General features: G+C 73.9%; 11 protein-coding genes, 1 tRNA gene and 1 pseudogene. 6 read left to right on the plus strand and 7 right to left on the minus strand.

Annotated elements, in window-relative coordinates; all coding sequences use genetic code 11:
* The first annotated feature begins 83 nt into the window (after nucleotides 1–83).
* The 3 genes from sucC (at nucleotide 84) to STRAU_RS29525 (ending at nucleotide 3851) form a co-directional block, all read left to right on the plus strand.
* The gene (gene sucC / locus STRAU_RS29515) at nucleotides 84–1223 is read left to right on the plus strand and encodes an ADP-forming succinate--CoA ligase subunit beta (protein ID WP_016644081.1); all 1140 of its coding nucleotides are present in this window, start codon (nucleotides 84–86) and stop codon (nucleotides 1221–1223) included.
* 10 nt (nucleotides 1224–1233) lie between these two features.
* Nucleotides 1234–2130, plus strand: a complete 897-nt coding sequence (sucD, locus tag STRAU_RS29520; RefSeq protein WP_016644082.1) for a succinate--CoA ligase subunit alpha — start codon at nucleotides 1234–1236, stop codon at nucleotides 2128–2130.
* A gap of 137 nt (nucleotides 2131–2267) precedes the next feature.
* Entirely contained in the window at nucleotides 2268–3851 is a 1584-nt protein-coding gene (locus tag STRAU_RS29525; RefSeq protein ID WP_016644083.1) for an aldehyde dehydrogenase family protein, read from the plus strand.
* Between the two features lie 25 nt (nucleotides 3852–3876).
* Here STRAU_RS29525 and STRAU_RS29530 read toward each other — a convergent pair whose 3' ends face one another.
* Nucleotides 3877–5211, minus strand: coding sequence for a DUF2254 domain-containing protein (locus STRAU_RS29530; protein WP_037662749.1), 1335 nt, complete (start codon nucleotides 5209–5211; stop codon nucleotides 3877–3879).
* 150 nt (nucleotides 5212–5361) lie between these two features.
* Between STRAU_RS29530 and STRAU_RS29535 the strand changes: the two genes are divergently transcribed.
* Nucleotides 5362–5449 (plus strand) — tRNA-Leu (locus tag STRAU_RS29535).
* Nucleotides 5450–5531: 82 nt separating this feature from the next.
* Here the strand turns inward: STRAU_RS29535 and STRAU_RS29540 are convergent.
* Nucleotides 5532–7088, minus strand: a complete 1557-nt coding sequence (locus STRAU_RS29540; RefSeq protein ID WP_016644086.1) for a glycoside hydrolase family 3 protein — start codon at nucleotides 7086–7088, stop codon at nucleotides 5532–5534.
* 531 nt (nucleotides 7089–7619) lie between these two features.
* Between STRAU_RS29540 and STRAU_RS29545 the strand changes: the two genes are divergently transcribed.
* Nucleotides 7620–8642, plus strand: coding sequence for a zinc-dependent alcohol dehydrogenase (locus tag STRAU_RS29545; RefSeq protein ID WP_016644087.1), 1023 nt, complete (start codon nucleotides 7620–7622; stop codon nucleotides 8640–8642).
* 34 nt (nucleotides 8643–8676) lie between these two features.
* Nucleotides 8677–9732 (plus strand): Gfo/Idh/MocA family protein, encoded by a 1056-nt coding sequence (locus tag STRAU_RS29550; RefSeq protein WP_052029338.1) that lies wholly within the window; start codon nucleotides 8677–8679, stop codon nucleotides 9730–9732.
* Here the strand turns inward: STRAU_RS29550 and STRAU_RS29555 are convergent.
* The 5 genes and pseudogenes from STRAU_RS29555 to STRAU_RS44505 form a co-directional block, all read right to left on the minus strand.
* Nucleotides 9672–10529 carry a phytanoyl-CoA dioxygenase family protein gene (locus tag STRAU_RS29555; RefSeq protein WP_016644088.1) on the minus strand — a complete coding sequence of 286 codons (858 nt, stop codon included), beginning with the start codon at nucleotides 10527–10529 and terminating at the stop codon, nucleotides 9672–9674. The two genes, STRAU_RS29550 and STRAU_RS29555, sit on opposite strands and share 61 nt — an antisense overlap.
* Before the next feature lie 41 nt (nucleotides 10530–10570).
* Nucleotides 10571–11719, minus strand: coding sequence for a phenylacetate--CoA ligase family protein (locus tag STRAU_RS44015; protein WP_016644091.1), 1149 nt, complete (start codon nucleotides 11717–11719; stop codon nucleotides 10571–10573).
* A complete protein-coding gene (locus STRAU_RS44020; protein ID WP_016644090.1) occupies nucleotides 11716–12972 on the minus strand; it encodes a hypothetical protein in 1257 nt (418 codons plus the stop codon). The genes STRAU_RS44015 and STRAU_RS44020 overlap by 4 nt, the downstream gene beginning before the upstream one ends.
* A complete protein-coding gene (locus STRAU_RS44025) occupies nucleotides 12969–13202 on the minus strand; it encodes a hypothetical protein (RefSeq protein ID WP_016644089.1) in 234 nt (77 codons plus the stop codon). The genes STRAU_RS44020 and STRAU_RS44025 overlap by 4 nt, the downstream gene beginning before the upstream one ends.
* A gap of 17 nt (nucleotides 13203–13219) precedes the next feature.
* A pseudogene (locus tag STRAU_RS44505) lies at nucleotides 13220–15157 on the minus strand (DegT/DnrJ/EryC1/StrS family aminotransferase); the annotation flags it as partial.
* Nucleotides 15158–15256: the final 99 nt, after the last annotated feature.

A 15256-nucleotide genomic window follows, 5' to 3' on the forward strand; every position in this document is an offset into this window, starting at 1 on the left:
ACGAATACTGTATGAAACTTGTTATCCCGCATCCGGTGGGTGGTGTCCAGGGGGCGTGCGCACTTTCCAGACAGGAGCCGGAAATGGACCTGTACGAGCACCAGGCAAGGGAACTCTTCGAGGAATACGGCATCTTGGTGCCGCGGGCCGAGGTCGCCGACTCGGCCAAGGAGGCCCGCGCGTGCGCCGAGCGCCTCGGGGGCCGCGTCGTGGTGAAGGCCCAGGTCAAGACCGGGGGCCGAGGCAAGGCGGGCGGTGTGAAGCTCGCCTCCGACCCGGCCGCCGCGGAACTCACGGCCCGGCAGATCCTGGGCATGGACATCAAGGGCCACACGGTGGGCGCGGTGATGCTGGCCCAACCCGTGGAGATTGACAGCGAGTTCTACGTCTCGTACGTACTGGACCGCGCCCAGGGGCGCTTTGTCGCGATCGCCTCCGCCGAGGGCGGCATGGACATCGAAGAAGTGGCCGCCGCCCGGCCCGAGGCGGTGGTCCGCGTGCCGATCGACCCCTTCGAAGGCGTGCCCCGGAAGAAGGCCGCCGAGATCGCCGCCGCGGCGGGGCTGCCCGACGCGGCGGCCGACACGCTGACGGCGCTGTGGAACGTACTCATCCGCGAGGACGCGCTGCTCGTCGAGGTCAACCCGCTCGTGCGCACCGCGCGCGGAGAGATCCTCGCACTCGACGGAAAAGTGACCCTTGACGACAATGCGCGCTTTCGTCAGGTCCGTTGGGGAGCATGGGACGAGACACACGATCAGGGAGGGGACGGCCTGGAGGCGGTCGCGGCCGCCAAGGGGCTCAATTACGTCAAGCTCGACGGCGAGGTCGGCGTCATCGGCAACGGCGCGGGTCTCGTCATGTCCACCCTCGACGTCGTCGCGGGCTGCGGCGCGCGGCCCGCCAACTTCCTGGACATCGGGGGCGGCGCGTCCGCGCAGACCATGGCCGACGGCCTGTCCGTCATCCTCTCCGACCCGTCCGTCACCGCCGTGTTCGTGAACGTCTTCGGCGGCATCACCGCCTGTGACGCGGTCGCCGACGGCATCGTGCGGGCCCTGGAGTCCGTACGCCTGACCAAGCCGCTCGTCGTCCGCCTGGACGGCAACAACGCCGCGCGGGGGCGCGCCATCCTCGGCGAGCGCGCCCATCCGCTGGTCGAGCAGGCCACCACCATGGACGGCGCCGCGCGCCGCGCCGCCGAACTCGCCCACGCAGCCTGAGGAGCCGGCCATGGCCATCTTTCTGACCAAGGAGAGCAAGATCCTCGTCCAGGGCATGACCGGCGCCGAGGGCATGAAGCACACCCGGCGCATGCTCGCGGCCGGCACGGACGTCGTCGGCGGCGTCAACCCCCGCAAGGCGGGCCGCACCGTCGACTTCGACGACCGCGCCGTACCGGTCTTCGGATCCGTACGCGCGGGCATGGACGCCACGGGCGCCGACGTCACCGTGGTCTTCGTGCCGCCCGCCTTCGGCAAAGCCGCCGTCATGGAGGCGGCGGACGCCGGGATCGGCCTCGCCGTCGTCGTCACCGAAGGCATCCCCGTGCACGACTCCGTCGCCTTCCACGCGTACGCCGAGCGGCACGGCACCCGCGTCGTCGGCCCCAACTGCCCCGGCCTGATCACGCCCGGCCAGTCCAACGCGGGCATCATCCCCGCCGACATCGCCAAGCCCGGACGCGTCGGCCTGGTGTCCAAGTCGGGGACCCTCACCTACCAGCTCATGTACGAGCTGCGCGACATCGGGTTCTCCACCTGCGTGGGCATCGGCGGCGACCCGGTCGTCGGCACCACCCACATCGACTGTCTCGCCGCCTTCGAGGCCGACCCCGACACCGAACTGATCGTCCTCATCGGGGAGATCGGCGGCGACGCGGAGGAACGCGCCGCGGACTACGTGAAGGAGTCCGTGAGCAAACCCGTCGTCGCGTACATCGCCGGGTTCACCGCGCCCGAAGGCCGGACCATGGGGCACGCGGGCGCCATCGTCTCCGGCTCGTCCGGCACCGCGCAGGCGAAGAAGGCCGCGTTGGAGGCCGTCGGCGTGCGGGTCGGCGGCACGCCGACGGAGACCGCCGAGCTGGTGCTCGAACGGCTCGCCGGTCCGGCCCGGGGGCGGGGGTGAGTGACCTCACTCATAGGTGACGGACCGCCGCTCCACTACCGTCACTGCCGCGGCCTGCGCCACCACCGGCGCCGTCGCCGCGCAGGAACAGCCATGCACCCCCGCCCCGACTGTGCACCGTGAGCGGAGAGAACCGAATGGCATCCACCCTCGACAACTCCCCTGCCCCGCGGGCCCACAAGCCCGGCCCCAAGATCCTCAAGGCCGGGACGGCCTGGTCCGACGCCTGGGAGCGCTGCCTCGCCGCCGCCCCCGAGGCGTTCCGGGACGACCGCGTCCTGAACCTCTGGCACGGCGGCTGGCGCCCCGACGGCCGGCCCCTGCCCGCCACCAGCCCCGTCGACGCGAGCCCCATCGCGGGCCCGCCCCGGCTCGACGCGGCCGCCGCGCGCCGGGCCGTGCGCGCCTCCCTCGACCAGCACCGCGCCTGGCGCCACGTCCCGCTGCCCGAGCGCCGCGCCCGGGTGGCCGCCACCCTCGACGCCCTCACCGAACACCGGGAACTCCTGGCCCTGTTGCTCGTCTGGGAGATCGGCAAGCCCTGGCGGCTCGCGCAGGCCGACGTGGACCGGGCCATCGACGGCGTGCGCTGGTACGTCGACGGCATCGAGCCGATGGTCGAGGGGAGGTCTCCGCTGGACGGTCCCGTCTCCAACATCGCGAGCTGGAACTATCCGATGAGCGTGCTCGTTCACGCAATGCTGGTACAGGCACTGGCAGGGAACGCGGTCATCGCCAAGACCCCGACCGACGGCGGCGTCTCCTGCCTCACCCTGGCCGGCGCGCTCGCCGCCCGCGAAGGGATTCCCGTCACCCTCGTCAGCGGCAGCGGCGGCGAACTGTCCGAAGCGCTCGTGCGCGCCCCCGAGATCGGCTGCGTCTCCTTCGTCGGCGGCCGGGACACGGGCGCCGCGGTCGCCACGGCGGTCGCCGACCTCGGCAAACGACACATCCTCGAACAGGAGGGACTCAACACCTGGGGCATCTGGAACTACAGCGACTGGGACGCGCTCGGCGCGGTGATCCCCAAGCTCTTCGACTACGGCAAGCAGCGCTGCACGGCCTACCCGCGCTTCGTCGTCCAGCGTGAGCTGTTCGACGCGTTCCTCGCCGCGTATCTGCCCGCCGTGCGGACGGTGCGCGTCGGCCACCCGCTCGCGGTCGCCGGGCCCGAAGACCCCTTCCCGCAGCTCGACTTCGGCCCGCTGATCAACGCGGCCAAGGCCAAGGAACTCACCGACCAGGTCGCGGAGGCCGTCGACCGCGGCGCCGTGCCGCTGTACCGCGGGGCGCCCGACGCGGACCGTTTCCTGCCCGGCCAGGACACGTCCGCGTACGTCCACCCGGTCACGCTCCTCGCGCCGCCGCCGTCGTCCCCGCTGCACCACGCGGAGCCGTTCGGCCCGGTCGACACGATCGTCCTCGTCGACACCGAGGCCGAGCTGCTCGCCGCCATGAACGCGTCCAACGGCGCGCTGGTCGCCACCCTGTCCACCGACGACCAGGCGACGTACGACCGCCTCGCTCCGCAGATCCGTGCCTTCAAGACGGGCCGGGGCAAGCCGCGCTCGCGCGGGGACCGCGAGGAGCTGTTCGGCGGGTTCGGCGCGTCCTGGCGCGGCGCGTTCGTCGGCGGGGAACTGCTGGTGCGGGCCGTCACGCGGGGCGCGGCGGGGGAGCGGGCGCCGGGGAACTTCCCCAGCTACCACCTGATGGCGTGAGGCGCTCGGCCCGGGCCGCCCGCTCCTAGCCGATGCCCTGCCGGTCCGGCAGCAGGGCGAAGTCGCGGTCCGCGGACTCCGGCACCGTGCGCTCCACCGCCTGCTCCAGGAGCGCCCGGTGCCGGACGAGCGGTGCCCGGCGACCGGCGGAGGCGAGCAGGAGCAGGTCGTCGATGCCGGCCAGCATGCGCCGGGTGACCTGGGGATGGCCCGCGGCGCAGGCGCGGATCTCGGTGAGGCCGAGGTCGACCAGGTCCGGCCAACCGGGCACGGGCTGCACGAGGCGTACGGCCCCGCGCCGGTCGCGATGGCGCAGCGCGCCCAGCGGATAGGGGGCGACCGACGCGAGGAACTGGACGATGCGGTCCAGGGCCTGCACGGCGGTCGTCGGATCGTTCACGGCCGGGGACAGCGCGCGCAGCGCGATGTCGGACAGCTGCCGGAGACCGAAGCCGAGATCCTGGTGGAAAGTGCGCTCCACGCCGACGGACACCGTGTACCGGAGCGCGTGGCGCCCCGGCGCCGGACCGCCGTGCACGGCGAACACGGGCGTGCCCGGCACCACGAAGTCCCCGATCCGCGGCAGCAGCCGCAGGACGACGCCCTGGCGGCGTGCCGCCCGCACCGCCCGCGCGATATTCACGTCCCGCAGCACCCCCGCGCGGCCCTCGTGGGTGATCCGCGCCGTCTCGGGCCCGAGAGGGCCGTCGTCCGGCTCCTTCTCGACGGGGTGTTTCACGGCCACCCGGAACGACTCGCGCGCGATGCGGTCGATCACGAAGCCGATGCGCATCATTCGCAGAGTGCCGTTCACGTACGCCACGAAGAGAAGCAGGCTCAGCAGCACCATCAGGAAGGCGAGCACGCCTTCGAGCAGCGGCACGGTCGTCACCAGGCGCGGGTCCTGCTCGCTCTCGAAGGACGTCAGCGTCATCAGGGAGAACAGGAACGTGGCGAGGAAGACCGTCAGCGTGATCTTCGTGATCCGGGAGCGGACATAGAGCCGGACCACGCGCGGGCTGAACTGGCCGCTGGCCATCTGCACGGCCACCAGCGAGATGCTGAAGACGACACCGATGAAGGTCATCATCGCCGAGCCGATGGTGCTGATCACCACCTTCGTGTCCTCGGCGACCCGGTTCAGGTCCTTGATCGTGTCGTATTCCTCGTCGTCCTGAAGGAGCCGCACCAGCTCCGCGTCCAGCTGGGCGGCGGCCCACCACAGCACCAGGGAGCCGACGAGCCCCACCGTGGGCGCGAACCACATCGTGTCCCGCAGATGCTCGCGCAGCGGAGACAGCATCCGGGGCCGTCGTGCCCGCCCGTCACCCAGCGCACCCGTAAGCAAACCGTCACTCATGGTGAAACCTTAGGCGCGGCCGGGGGCGAACCCGCGCAGCGCGCGGCCGCCCGGCGGAGGCCGCGGATACGCAGGTGAAAGGCACTCCGAAACCTTGGTATTGTTGTCTTCGTCGCCGCGGGGAAGACCCCGCGAGGCGGCAGACACCTAGTCCGGGTGGCGGAATGGCAGACGCGCTAGCTTGAGGTGCTAGTGCCCTTTATCGGGCGTGGGGGTTCAAGTCCCCCCTCGGACACCAATCAGTACATTCATGGACGGTGCTGGCCGATTTTCGGTCGGCGCCGTTTGTGTTTGAAGGCGCTGGCGCTCGAGGCGCGGCGTCAGACGGTTCCGGTGAGCATCTCGGCGATCGCGATGCCGGAGACCCGGGTCGCGCCGTGGGTGATCATGTGTACGGCGCCGAGTGTCGCGCCCGTGGGCACGCCCATCTCGACGACCAGGGCGTCGGGGCGGGTGCGCAGCAGGCGGGTCAGGGTGTCGGACATCCAGCGGTGCCGGGCCGCGTCGCGGACGACGACCACCAGGGCGCGGCCGTCCGCCGGGGCCAGGGCCGCGCGGTCGAGGACCTCGTCCGGGCCGTCGTGGTCGTCGAGCTCGGGCTGGGTGAGGCGCACGGACGTGGTGTCGGGCCGCAGGTCGCGCAGCGGGTCGGCGACGCCCCAGGGGGTGCCGCCGTCGACGGCGGGGTTCATCACCGGTGAGAGTTCGACCACGTGCGGTGCCGCGGTCAGGGGGAGCGGGGGCGCCGCCGCGTCGGGGCGCCGGTGCACCCGCACCGCGCGGCGCGCCGCGACCAGGCCGATGTCGGAGCGGTCGCCCGAGGCCAGATCGGAGTGCCCACCCGCCCGCGCCACCGCACGCGAGCGCCGCCCCGACCACGCGGCGAACTCCCGCACCCGCCCGCTCGCCTCCGTGAGCCGCTCCTCGGGCAGCCGCCCGTCGAGCACCGCCTTGACGAGCGCGCCGGCGAGCAGTTCGACGGTGGACTGCTCGGCGCTGTCGCCGCCCACGCACACCGCGTCCACGCCGCCCGCGACCGCCCGGACCGTCGCGCCGTCGATGCCGTACCGGTCGGTGACCGCGCCCATCTCGATGCCGTCCGTGACCACCATGCCCTCGAAGCCCAGCTCGCCGCGGAGCAGATCGTTCAGGATGCGCGGGCTGAGCGTCGCGGGCAGGGCCGGGTCGTACGCGGGCACGAGCAGGTGCGCCGTCATGATGGCGCGCACGCCCGCCTCCGTCGCGGCGATGAACGGCGGCAGGGCCGTGCGGGCGATCTCCGCCGCGGTGCCCGTGACCTGCGGCAGGCCGAAGTGCGGGTCCACGGAGGCGTCGCCGTGGCCGGGGAAGTGCTTGGCGCAGGCGGCGACGCCGGCCGTCTGCAGGCCGCGGATCCAGGCGGCGGTGTGGCGGGACACGACGTCGGAGCGGGCGCCGAAGGAACGTACGCCGATGACCGGGTTGAGCGGGTTGGAGTTCACGTCGGCGCTCGGCGCGTAGTTCAACGAAACGCCCGCCGCGTGCAGTTCCCGGCCGATGTCGCGGGCGACGCTCTCGGTGAGGTCGACGTCGTCGACGGCGCCGAGCGCGAGGTTGCCCGGGCGTGAGGCGCCCGTCCACGCCTCCATGCGCGTGACGTCGCCCGCCTCCTCGTCGATCGCGACGATCAGATCGGGGTTCTCGGCGCGCAGCGAGGCGGTGAGGGCGGCGACCTGCTCCCGGTCGACGATGTTCCGGCCGAACAGCACCACCGCGCCGAGCCCGTCGGCGATCCTGCGGCGCAGCCAGTCGGGCGCCTCGGTGGTGCCCACGAATCCCGGCTGCAGGACGGAGTTGGCGAGCCGCTCCAGCTGCGGGTGACTGCTCGACGAGACCATGCCGGGACCTCCGGGGGGACGGATGGGTGACCGGACGGCGGCCGGCCGGTGGACGAGAGCCGCGCGGACGGCGGTGGTCGGGTCGGTCGCCGGGCAGCTTGGTGCAGACCAATCGGATGTTGGCTCAGGCCAATTGGACCTGTCAAGGAGTGCGAACCGGCAGGAAACGGAGGGTGAACCAGCAGATGGGGGCCGTGAGGTGGATGCGTTGCGGCAGGCGGGGAGGGAGGGGCCCGCGGTACGGGGCCGTGGGCGACGGGCCTCGCGCGTCCGGCGGTCCCGGCGGCGCGCACGGCAGTCCAAGTATTGGGTACGACAGTCCAAGTGCCGCGTACGGCAGTCCAAGTGCCGCGTACGGCAATCCGGTCACCTCACCCCGCTCCCGCCGGAGGCCACCTTGTAGGACTCCGGCTCGCGCGATGGAATTCCGGGGAGCGGGGGCGTGGCGTGCGACCGTGCGCGCCCCGCGGTGGCAGGCGGCATGCGGCAGGGGCACGGCCCGAACAGGCCCCCGGGCGAAGGAGGTTCACCGTGCGGCGGTACGAACTCGTCGGCAGGCGCGACATCAGGCTGGTGGCCGACGCCCCCGTGCCCGACCCGGGGCCCGGCCAGGTCCTGGTGCGGGTCCGGTCGTGCAGCGTCTGCAACCGCAGCGACCTCGCGTACTTCCACTACCACGGCCTCAGGGAGCACTGCGCGACCGGCTGTTACGGCCATGAGATCGCCGGCGTGGTCGAGGCCACCGGCCCCGGCGTGACCCGGGTCGCGGCCGGGCAGCGCGTCTTCGTGCGGACGCCCCTGACGACCGGGTACGCCGAGTACGCCCTCGCGCGGGAGATAGCCGTCGGCGCGCTGCCCGACGCCATCCCCTTCGAGCAGGGCTCCATCCTCCAGCTCCTGCCGCTCGCGGTGCACGCCACCCGCGGCGTCCGGCTCGGCGACCGGGTCGTGATCGTCGGGCAGGGGCCGGTCGGCCAGATGGCGCTGCGCATGGCGGTGCGGCGCGGTGCGGCCCACGTCACCGTGGTCGACCTGGACGACTGGCGCCTCGAACGGTCACGGCGGGCGGGCGCCCACGCGGCCCGCGTGGTCGACGGTGGCGCGGACCAACTGGCGGCGATCGGGGAGGAGTTCGCCGCGGCGGGCGAGGAGTACGACGTCGCCGTCGACGCCGTCGGCACCCCCACCACCCTCAACGCCTGTGTCGGCCTCGTCCGCCAGAACGGCCTGGTCGTCATGCTCGGCACGCACCACGTGGACACGCACGTCACCGTCGACCTCGTGACCTGGGAGCGCAAGGGGCTGCGCGTGCACAGCTCCGCCGAACCCCTGGACACCGCCCGCGCCGAGGCGCTCGCCGTCGCCGAACGCCTCCTGCGCCATGACTCCGAAGCGCTGCGCCTGTCCGACCTGCACACCCACACGTACGCCCTCGACGAACTCCCCAAGGCCATGGAGCAATTGTCGGCAAGTAGAACGCTCTATCCAGACGGGGAACGTGCTCCCTACGACGGGCCGCCGCCCGAGACCCTGAAGGTGGCGATCGTGCCGTGAGAGGCGGGTGTGCCGAAAGCGGTGGGCGGGGCCGGTGAGGTGGGGGATCGCCGGGTACGGCGACGTCGTGGAGCGGCGGGTGCTGCCCGCGCTGCGGGCGCTGGGGGAGGAGCCGGTCCGCCTCTGGGGGCGTGACGCGCGCAGGGCCGCGGACGTCGCCGCCCGCCACGGCGTACCGTTCGCCGACAGCGACGAGGAGGCGCTGCTGCGGGGCGTGGACGCGGTGTACGTCGCCACTCCCGTCGTACGCCATGTCCCCCTGGCCGAACGGGTGTTGGCGGCCGGGCTGCCCGTGCTCGTGGAGAAGCCGCTCGCGGGCGGGCTCGCTACCGGGGCGCGGCTGGGCGTCGACGGCGGCCCGTGCGCGGGCGTCGCGTACTACCGCAGGCTCGCCCCCGCCGTACGCCGCCTGCGCGACGAACTCCTGAGCCGGCCGCCGGAGCGCGTGGACGTGCGGTTCCGGTGCGCCTTCGACCCGTGGCCGGGGCATCCGATGCGGTGGCGCACGGCCCCCGCCCTGTCCGGCGGCGGTGTGCTCGCCGACGCCGGAAGCCACCGGCTCGACCTGCTGCACCTGCTGTTCGGGCGCGCGGACGAGGTGCGGGCCCGCCTCGGCCGGCGCTTCCCGGAGGGCGCCGAGCGGCTGGCCGAGGTGGAGCTGCGGTGGGCCTCGGGGCCTCGGGCACGGGTGCGCGCGGAGTGGAGCGGGGCGCCCGCCGAGGACCGCTTCGAGGTGAGCGGGGGCGGCCGGGTCCTCACGCTGGATCCGCTGGACTCGGGGCTGCTGCGGCGCCACGGCTTCCCGGGGGCAGGCGAGTTGAGCCTGCCGCCCGCCGCCAACCCCCACCAGCCGCTCATCGCCGACTTCGTCACCGCGGTCGCGACCGGCCGGCCCCCCGCCTGCCCCGTGACCGAGGCGCACCTGGTCGACGAGGTCCTCGCGGCGGCGGAACGCTCATCCGCGTCGGGCGGCGCCCCCGTCCGCCTGCCGCCGACGGCCGACGGGGCGCCCCCGCCTCGTACCCGAGCTCAGGCCCCGTCGTCCGCAGACCAGGCCCGCAGCCAGCGCGGATCCGGTGTGTCCGACTGACGGACGAAGCGGGTGTCGATGGACAGCCGCATGGCGTCCGTCGTGGCGTCCAGGGAGGCGTGGATGACGCGCGGCACGTGGACCATGACGTCGCCCGCGGCGAAGTCGGTCCACAGCCAGCGGCGGCGCAGGCTGCGTGCCGTGAACTCCAGGTCGTGGCAGATCTGACGGCGGTCGTCCGGGCGGTCCGTGGTGTCCCGCAGTGGCTCGTACGCCTCGGGCGGCAGCCGGTGCGAGCCCTCCAGGTAGACCAGCGCGCCCGACTGCGGAGGGCAGTCGCCGACCGGGATCCAGGTCGTGACGACGTCGGGCGATCCCTCGTCCATGTAGTCGAAGTCGACATGGGCGCGCGAGGCACGCCGGGCGCCGCGGTGGAAGTGGCGCAGGATGCGCCGCGGCAGCATCCGGGCGTCGCCGTCCAGCAGGTCGGTGGCCAGCTTGCGGAGCCGGGGATCGTCGAGGAAACGGTCGAAGGTCTCCGAGCGCACGAAGTCGTGGGCGGGATGCCCCGGGACGCCGTGCTCGGGCAGCCCGTCCGGCACCCGGCCGGAGAACACGCCCTCGCGCGCGCTCGTTCCGGGCGCCAGGAATCCGGGCGGCAGCCGTGAGAAGTACCGGCCGCGCAGCCGCAGCACCTCCTCGCGGTCGAGGAACCCCGGCAGATACAGATAGCCGTCCGTGCGCAGCCGCTCCCGCAGGGCGACCGGATCCGGCAGCGGATCCGTGGAGGTGGCGCGCAGCGGACCGAAGAGCTCGGGGGAAAAGGGTATGGGTATGCCGTTCGACGAGAGATTCACGAGGAGTCCTTACGTCCTTACGTCCTTGTGCCGGCGGATGGTCAATAGACGCCTTCGACGGCCGCCCCGGGTCCGGCCAGACCGTCGTGGAAGGTCCGGACCGCCGCCACGCCCTCCCAGGGGAACCACGGGTGCGGGCCGGTCCTGATCGCGCTGTCCCGTTCGAGGAGGTTGGGCAGGAACAGGTCCTCCAGGAGCGTGGTGACCCGCACCCGCCCGCGCTCGCCCACGGGCACCTCGCGCCACGGGTCCTCGGCGTCGACGACCTGGAGGACGGCGAAGGGCGGCGGCAAGTGGTAGGCGTGCCCGGTGCCGCCCGGCGGCACGGGCGCGCCCGGCACCGCGTCGGCCTGTAGGGCGTGCCCGGCCAGCGTGTTGCCGTACGTGTCGATCCACTGCACCCCGTCGAGGTGCTCCTGGCGCAGGAAGGCGGCCTCCGCGGCGGAGCACGTGGTGCCGCCGGTGCACACCGCCCGGATGCCGTACGTGTGCAGCGGGCGCGGCAGCCGCATGGCGAGTTCGAGGAGCAGCCGGGAGGTGGTGAACAGCAGCGCCGGGCGCTCGGCGGCCAGCAGCGTCAGCGTCTGCTCCACCAGGTGCGAGGTGTACGCGTCCGCTTCGCCGCCCGCGCGCAGCGACGCCTTCACCCAGCGCGGGTCGAAGTCGATGGCGAACACCGCGCCGCGCCAGCTGTCGGCGAGGCCCTCCACGAAGTGCCCGTACGCGTGCGGGCCGCTCGGCGTCATCGCGAGGACGTCGCCGCCCGCGACGCCGCGCGCCTCAAGCACGGTCCGGTAGATCTCCACGTCGTACGCGAGGCGCGTGACGTTCACGATCCGGCAGGGCGCGCCGGTGGTACCGCCCGTCTCGAACACCCGGAACGGGCGGTCGCGGTAGCCGCGCGGGCGCAGGTCCAGAGCGCTCGCGGCGCGCAGCTCGGCCTTGTCGAAGAGCCCGAACAGCTCCAGGGCCGCGAAACCGTCGACGTCCGTGAGCGGGTCGAAGCCGAGCGCCTCCCGGCGCCGCACCCAGAACGGGGAGCCCGTCTCGGGTTCGAAATGCCAGCGCATCATGCGGCGCGTCCACGCGTCCAGGTCCACGGCGAGCTGGGGGACGCGCCGGCGCAGCACGTCGTGGAGGGTGTCGAAGGTGGCCTGCGGGGCGTGCTCCGCACGGGACGAGGTGGTCATGGTTCTTCTCCTGGTGCCGCCGGCGGTCGGTACACGAACAGGGCTTCGTCGGCGAGGGCGCGCGCGGCGTCGGCGGTGGCGCCGACGACGGCCGCGAAGGGGAAAGGGACCTCGTGGCCGATGAGCGGATGGCGCCCGGCAGCAGGGAAACGCCCTGCAAGAAGGGCCAGTTGGGGGCGTATGAAGATGTCTCCGGCGGTACTTTCGGTGACCGTCGGCTCGCGGGTGACGACGGTCGGCTCGCGGGTGAGGAGGCGGTCGCCGGGGCGCAGGCGGTCGCGTACGGAGGCGGCGGCGCGGTGGGCCTCGGCGGGCTCGCGGAAGGCCGTCAGGGGCCAGCGGGGGTCGGCCGGGTCGGGGGCGGGGCCCGGGTGCAGGGCGTCGAGCGCCGCCGCGAGGGCCTTCGCCAGGGGTTCCGGATCGTGGTCCACGCAGACGACGGTGCGTACGTTGCTGCAGAACCGGCCGGAGTCGGCGGCTATCAGGGGCAGCAGCCAGGCCGCGGTGTCCTCGACTGAGCCGGTGCCCGAGGCGGGCGGTGGTACGAGGGCGCAGCCGCGGCCGGGTCCGTGCAGCGTGAGGGCCGCCGATGCCCGCACCGACGCGGCGAGGCCCGCGCCGCCGTACACCACGTGCCGGTCGGTGAGGGTCAGCAGGCCGTGCAGGGCGTGCTGTTCGGTGGGGTACAGGCCGAGGCGGTCCGGTGGCCAGCCGGCCGCGAGCAGTGCCGCGACCAGGCGGGCGGCGGACAGCGGTTCGCGGCGGCTCGGGCGCACCCAGACGCCCGCGGACCGCTCGGCCTGCTCCAGAACGGCGTCCAGACAGGTGAAGGTGTTGCCGGGCAGCGACACCAGGGCCAACGCGTCGTCGGGGGACCGGACTTCGCGGCGCGCCGCCTCCTCGTACAGCATCGCGCCCCAGCGTTCGACCAGCGGCCCCGGCAGCCCCGCGCTCTCCCACAGGGCGGCCCGGAAGGCGTCCGCGCTCTGCGGGCCGAGACCGCCGACGGTGACGGTGCCGTGCCGGAACAACTCCAGGGCGGCCAGGACGAGTTCGCGCCGCCGGGGGAGCGGGGGCAGGCCGGTGCGGACGGTGTCCCACCAGCGGCGGTCGGAGTGGGCGACGATGTGCGGGACCAGGGCGAGGTGGGTGCCCGTCGTGCCGGGCAGCGGTGCCGTGTCGAGCGAGGGCTGCCAGTCGCCCCTGCGGAACGCGGAGACGACCGGCGCCGGGCCCGCGTGCGGCGACGTCACGACAGCTCGCCGCGCAGCGCCTCGACCACCCGGACCTGCTCGGCCCGGGTGAGCGTCGGGTACAGGGGCAGCGCGATGTGGTGCCGCGCGAACCAACGGGCCTGCTCGAAGGGGCCGTCGGTGCTCGCGGGCCCCGGCTTTGTCTCGGCCGCGCCCGTCTCGGCCGCGCCCCCGCGCCCGTCTCGGCCGCGCCCGTCTCGGCCGCGTCCGTGAAGTACGGCTGGTCGCACAGCAGATGGTCATACACCTCGCCCGCGAGCGAGACGCCATGACGTTCGCGCAGTCGCTTCTTCAGGACCGCGCGGTCGACCGGGGCGTCCAGATAGGCGAGGTACTTGTAGTAGTTGCTGTGTGCCGCGGCGGGCACCGTGTGGGCGCGCACGCCGGGCACGTCGGTCAGCAACTCGTCGTAGTGGTAGGCGAGTTCGCGACGCGCCGCCAGCGTGGCGTCGAACCGCTCCAGGTCGACCGTGCCGACGGCGGCGTGCAGTTCGCTCATCCGCCAGTTGCCGCCGGGCCGGTCGTGCAGCGTGGAGCCGTGCGCGCTCTTGCCGTGGTCGCGCCAGCGCCGCACCTGCTCGGCGTCCTCGGCGTTCGCGCACGTCACCAGGCCGCCCTCGCCGCTCACGGCGACCTTCGTGGGGAAGAAGGAGAACGCGCCGAACCGCCCGAATCCGCCCGCGAACCGGCCGCCGAGCGTCGAGCCGAGCGCGTGCGCGGCGTCCTCCACGACCGCGACGCCGCGCCGCTCGCACAGCGCGAGGACGTCGTCCAGCGCGGGCGGGACGATGCCGCCGATGTGCACGGGCAGCACGGCCGCCGTGTCCGGATGCCGGTCCAGGGCGGCGCGCAGCGCGTCCGGGTCCAGGCCGAGGCCGTCCAGCTCGATGTCGACGAACCGGACCCGGGCGCCCGCGCGCACCGCGGCCGCCGCCGTCGCGAAGAACGTGTTGACCGGCACGAGCACGGTGCGCCCGGCCACGCCGACGATGCGCAGGGAGATCTCCAGGGCGGCCGCGCCGGACGCGACGGCCACGCCCTCGCGGCCCGTCCAGGCGCCCGAGAGCTCCTCGAAGCGGGTCAGTTCGGGGCCCTGGGTGAGATGGCCGGAGGCGAGCGCGGCGTCGACCCGGTCGAGCACCGCGCGGCGTTCGGCCACGCCGAAGTGGACGCGCTGGGCGGGCACGTCACCGGGGGCGGCGCCGGGACCGGCCAGGGCGCGGGTGAAGAAGTCGGCCGCGTGCCGTACGTGGGTGCCGTGGCCCATGGGCAGTTCGTGCACGTCGAGCCGGTCCTTGGCGCCCGCGGCCGCGTAGCCGCGGTGCACGGTGGCGGCCGCGGCGCGGGCGTCGGCCGGCTCCAGGTAGGAATCGGCCGTGCCGTACTGGAGGTGCAGCGGGGCCGGGGCGAGCGCGGCGTAGAGGTCGCCCAGGTCGGCGTACTCCAGGACGCCCGGCAGGACGGCGCCCTCGTACCCGGTGAGCAGCCGTTCGTACAGCGCCGGGTAGCTGCCGAGGTGGCTGGCCGCGCACACCGGCAGCGGGCGCGGCGCGAGCAGCGCGGTGTGCAGGGCGACCGCCGCGCCCAGGCTGTGCCCGAACAGGCCGACGCGGGCGGGGTCGACGAGCGGGTGCGTGCCGAGGACGTCCAGCGCGCCCAGGGTGTCGCCGACGAGTGCGCCGAGCAGAGAGCGGCCGGTGAGCGCGAACGCGTGCGCGAGCAGCGCGCCCGGCTCGCGGCCCGCGCGGCGCTCCTCGTCCAGGCCGCCGATGCCGTGCTCGAAGGTCAGCGTGACGAAGCCCGCCCGGGCCAGGTGCTCGGCGACGTTGCGGTCGGGGAAGTCCGGCGGGGTGTCGCCGGTGAGCTGGTCCAGGCGGGCGTTCCTGCCGCCGAACACGAGGACGGCGGGGCCCGGGGCGGTGCTGTCCGGCGGAGCGAGCAGAGTGGCCTGGAAGGCGCCCCGCACCGGGGAGTTGAGGGTCAGGCGTTCGCGCCGCAGGCCGCCCGTGACGGTCGTGTCGACGGCGGTGACCGCGAGTGGCTCGTGCTCGACGCGGGCCAGGCGCGCCACCACCGCGCGGACCTTGCGGGACCAGGCGGTGTGCGCGGAGGCGTCGGAGAGGGTCGGGGTGAGGCTCAGCGTGGGGTCGGCTCCGAGCAGGCGGCGCACGTGGGTGGTCTGCATGCGGGTGCGAACGCTCCTGTGGGTGGCGGGGGGTGGGTGCGGGTGGGTGCCCTCGCGGGGGCACCCCAGGCCCGCCCCTTCTCCGAAACCAGGGGGCCA

The sequence above is a fragment of the Streptomyces aurantiacus JA 4570 genome, from assembly GCF_000414115.1.
Classification (GTDB): Bacteria; Actinomycetota; Actinomycetes; order Streptomycetales; family Streptomycetaceae; genus Streptomyces; species Streptomyces aurantiacus_A.

Coding starts and splice junctions, on each gene's coding strand:
- STRAU_RS29540 (WP_016644086.1), bottom strand. CDS start 7,088: ATGGTCTCGTCGAGCAGTCACCCGCAGCTGGAGCGGCTCGCCAACTCC.
- STRAU_RS29525 (WP_016644083.1), top strand. CDS start 2,268: ATGGCATCCACCCTCGACAACTCCCCTGCCCCGCGGGCCCACAAGCCC.
- STRAU_RS29530 (WP_037662749.1), bottom strand. CDS start 5,211: ATGAGTGACGGTTTGCTTACGGGTGCGCTGGGTGACGGGCGGGCACGA.
- sucD (WP_016644082.1), top strand. CDS start 1,234: ATGGCCATCTTTCTGACCAAGGAGAGCAAGATCCTCGTCCAGGGCATG.
- STRAU_RS44015 (WP_016644091.1), bottom strand. CDS start 11,719: ATGACCACCTCGTCCCGTGCGGAGCACGCCCCGCAGGCCACCTTCGAC.
- sucC (WP_016644081.1), top strand. CDS start 84: ATGGACCTGTACGAGCACCAGGCAAGGGAACTCTTCGAGGAATACGGC.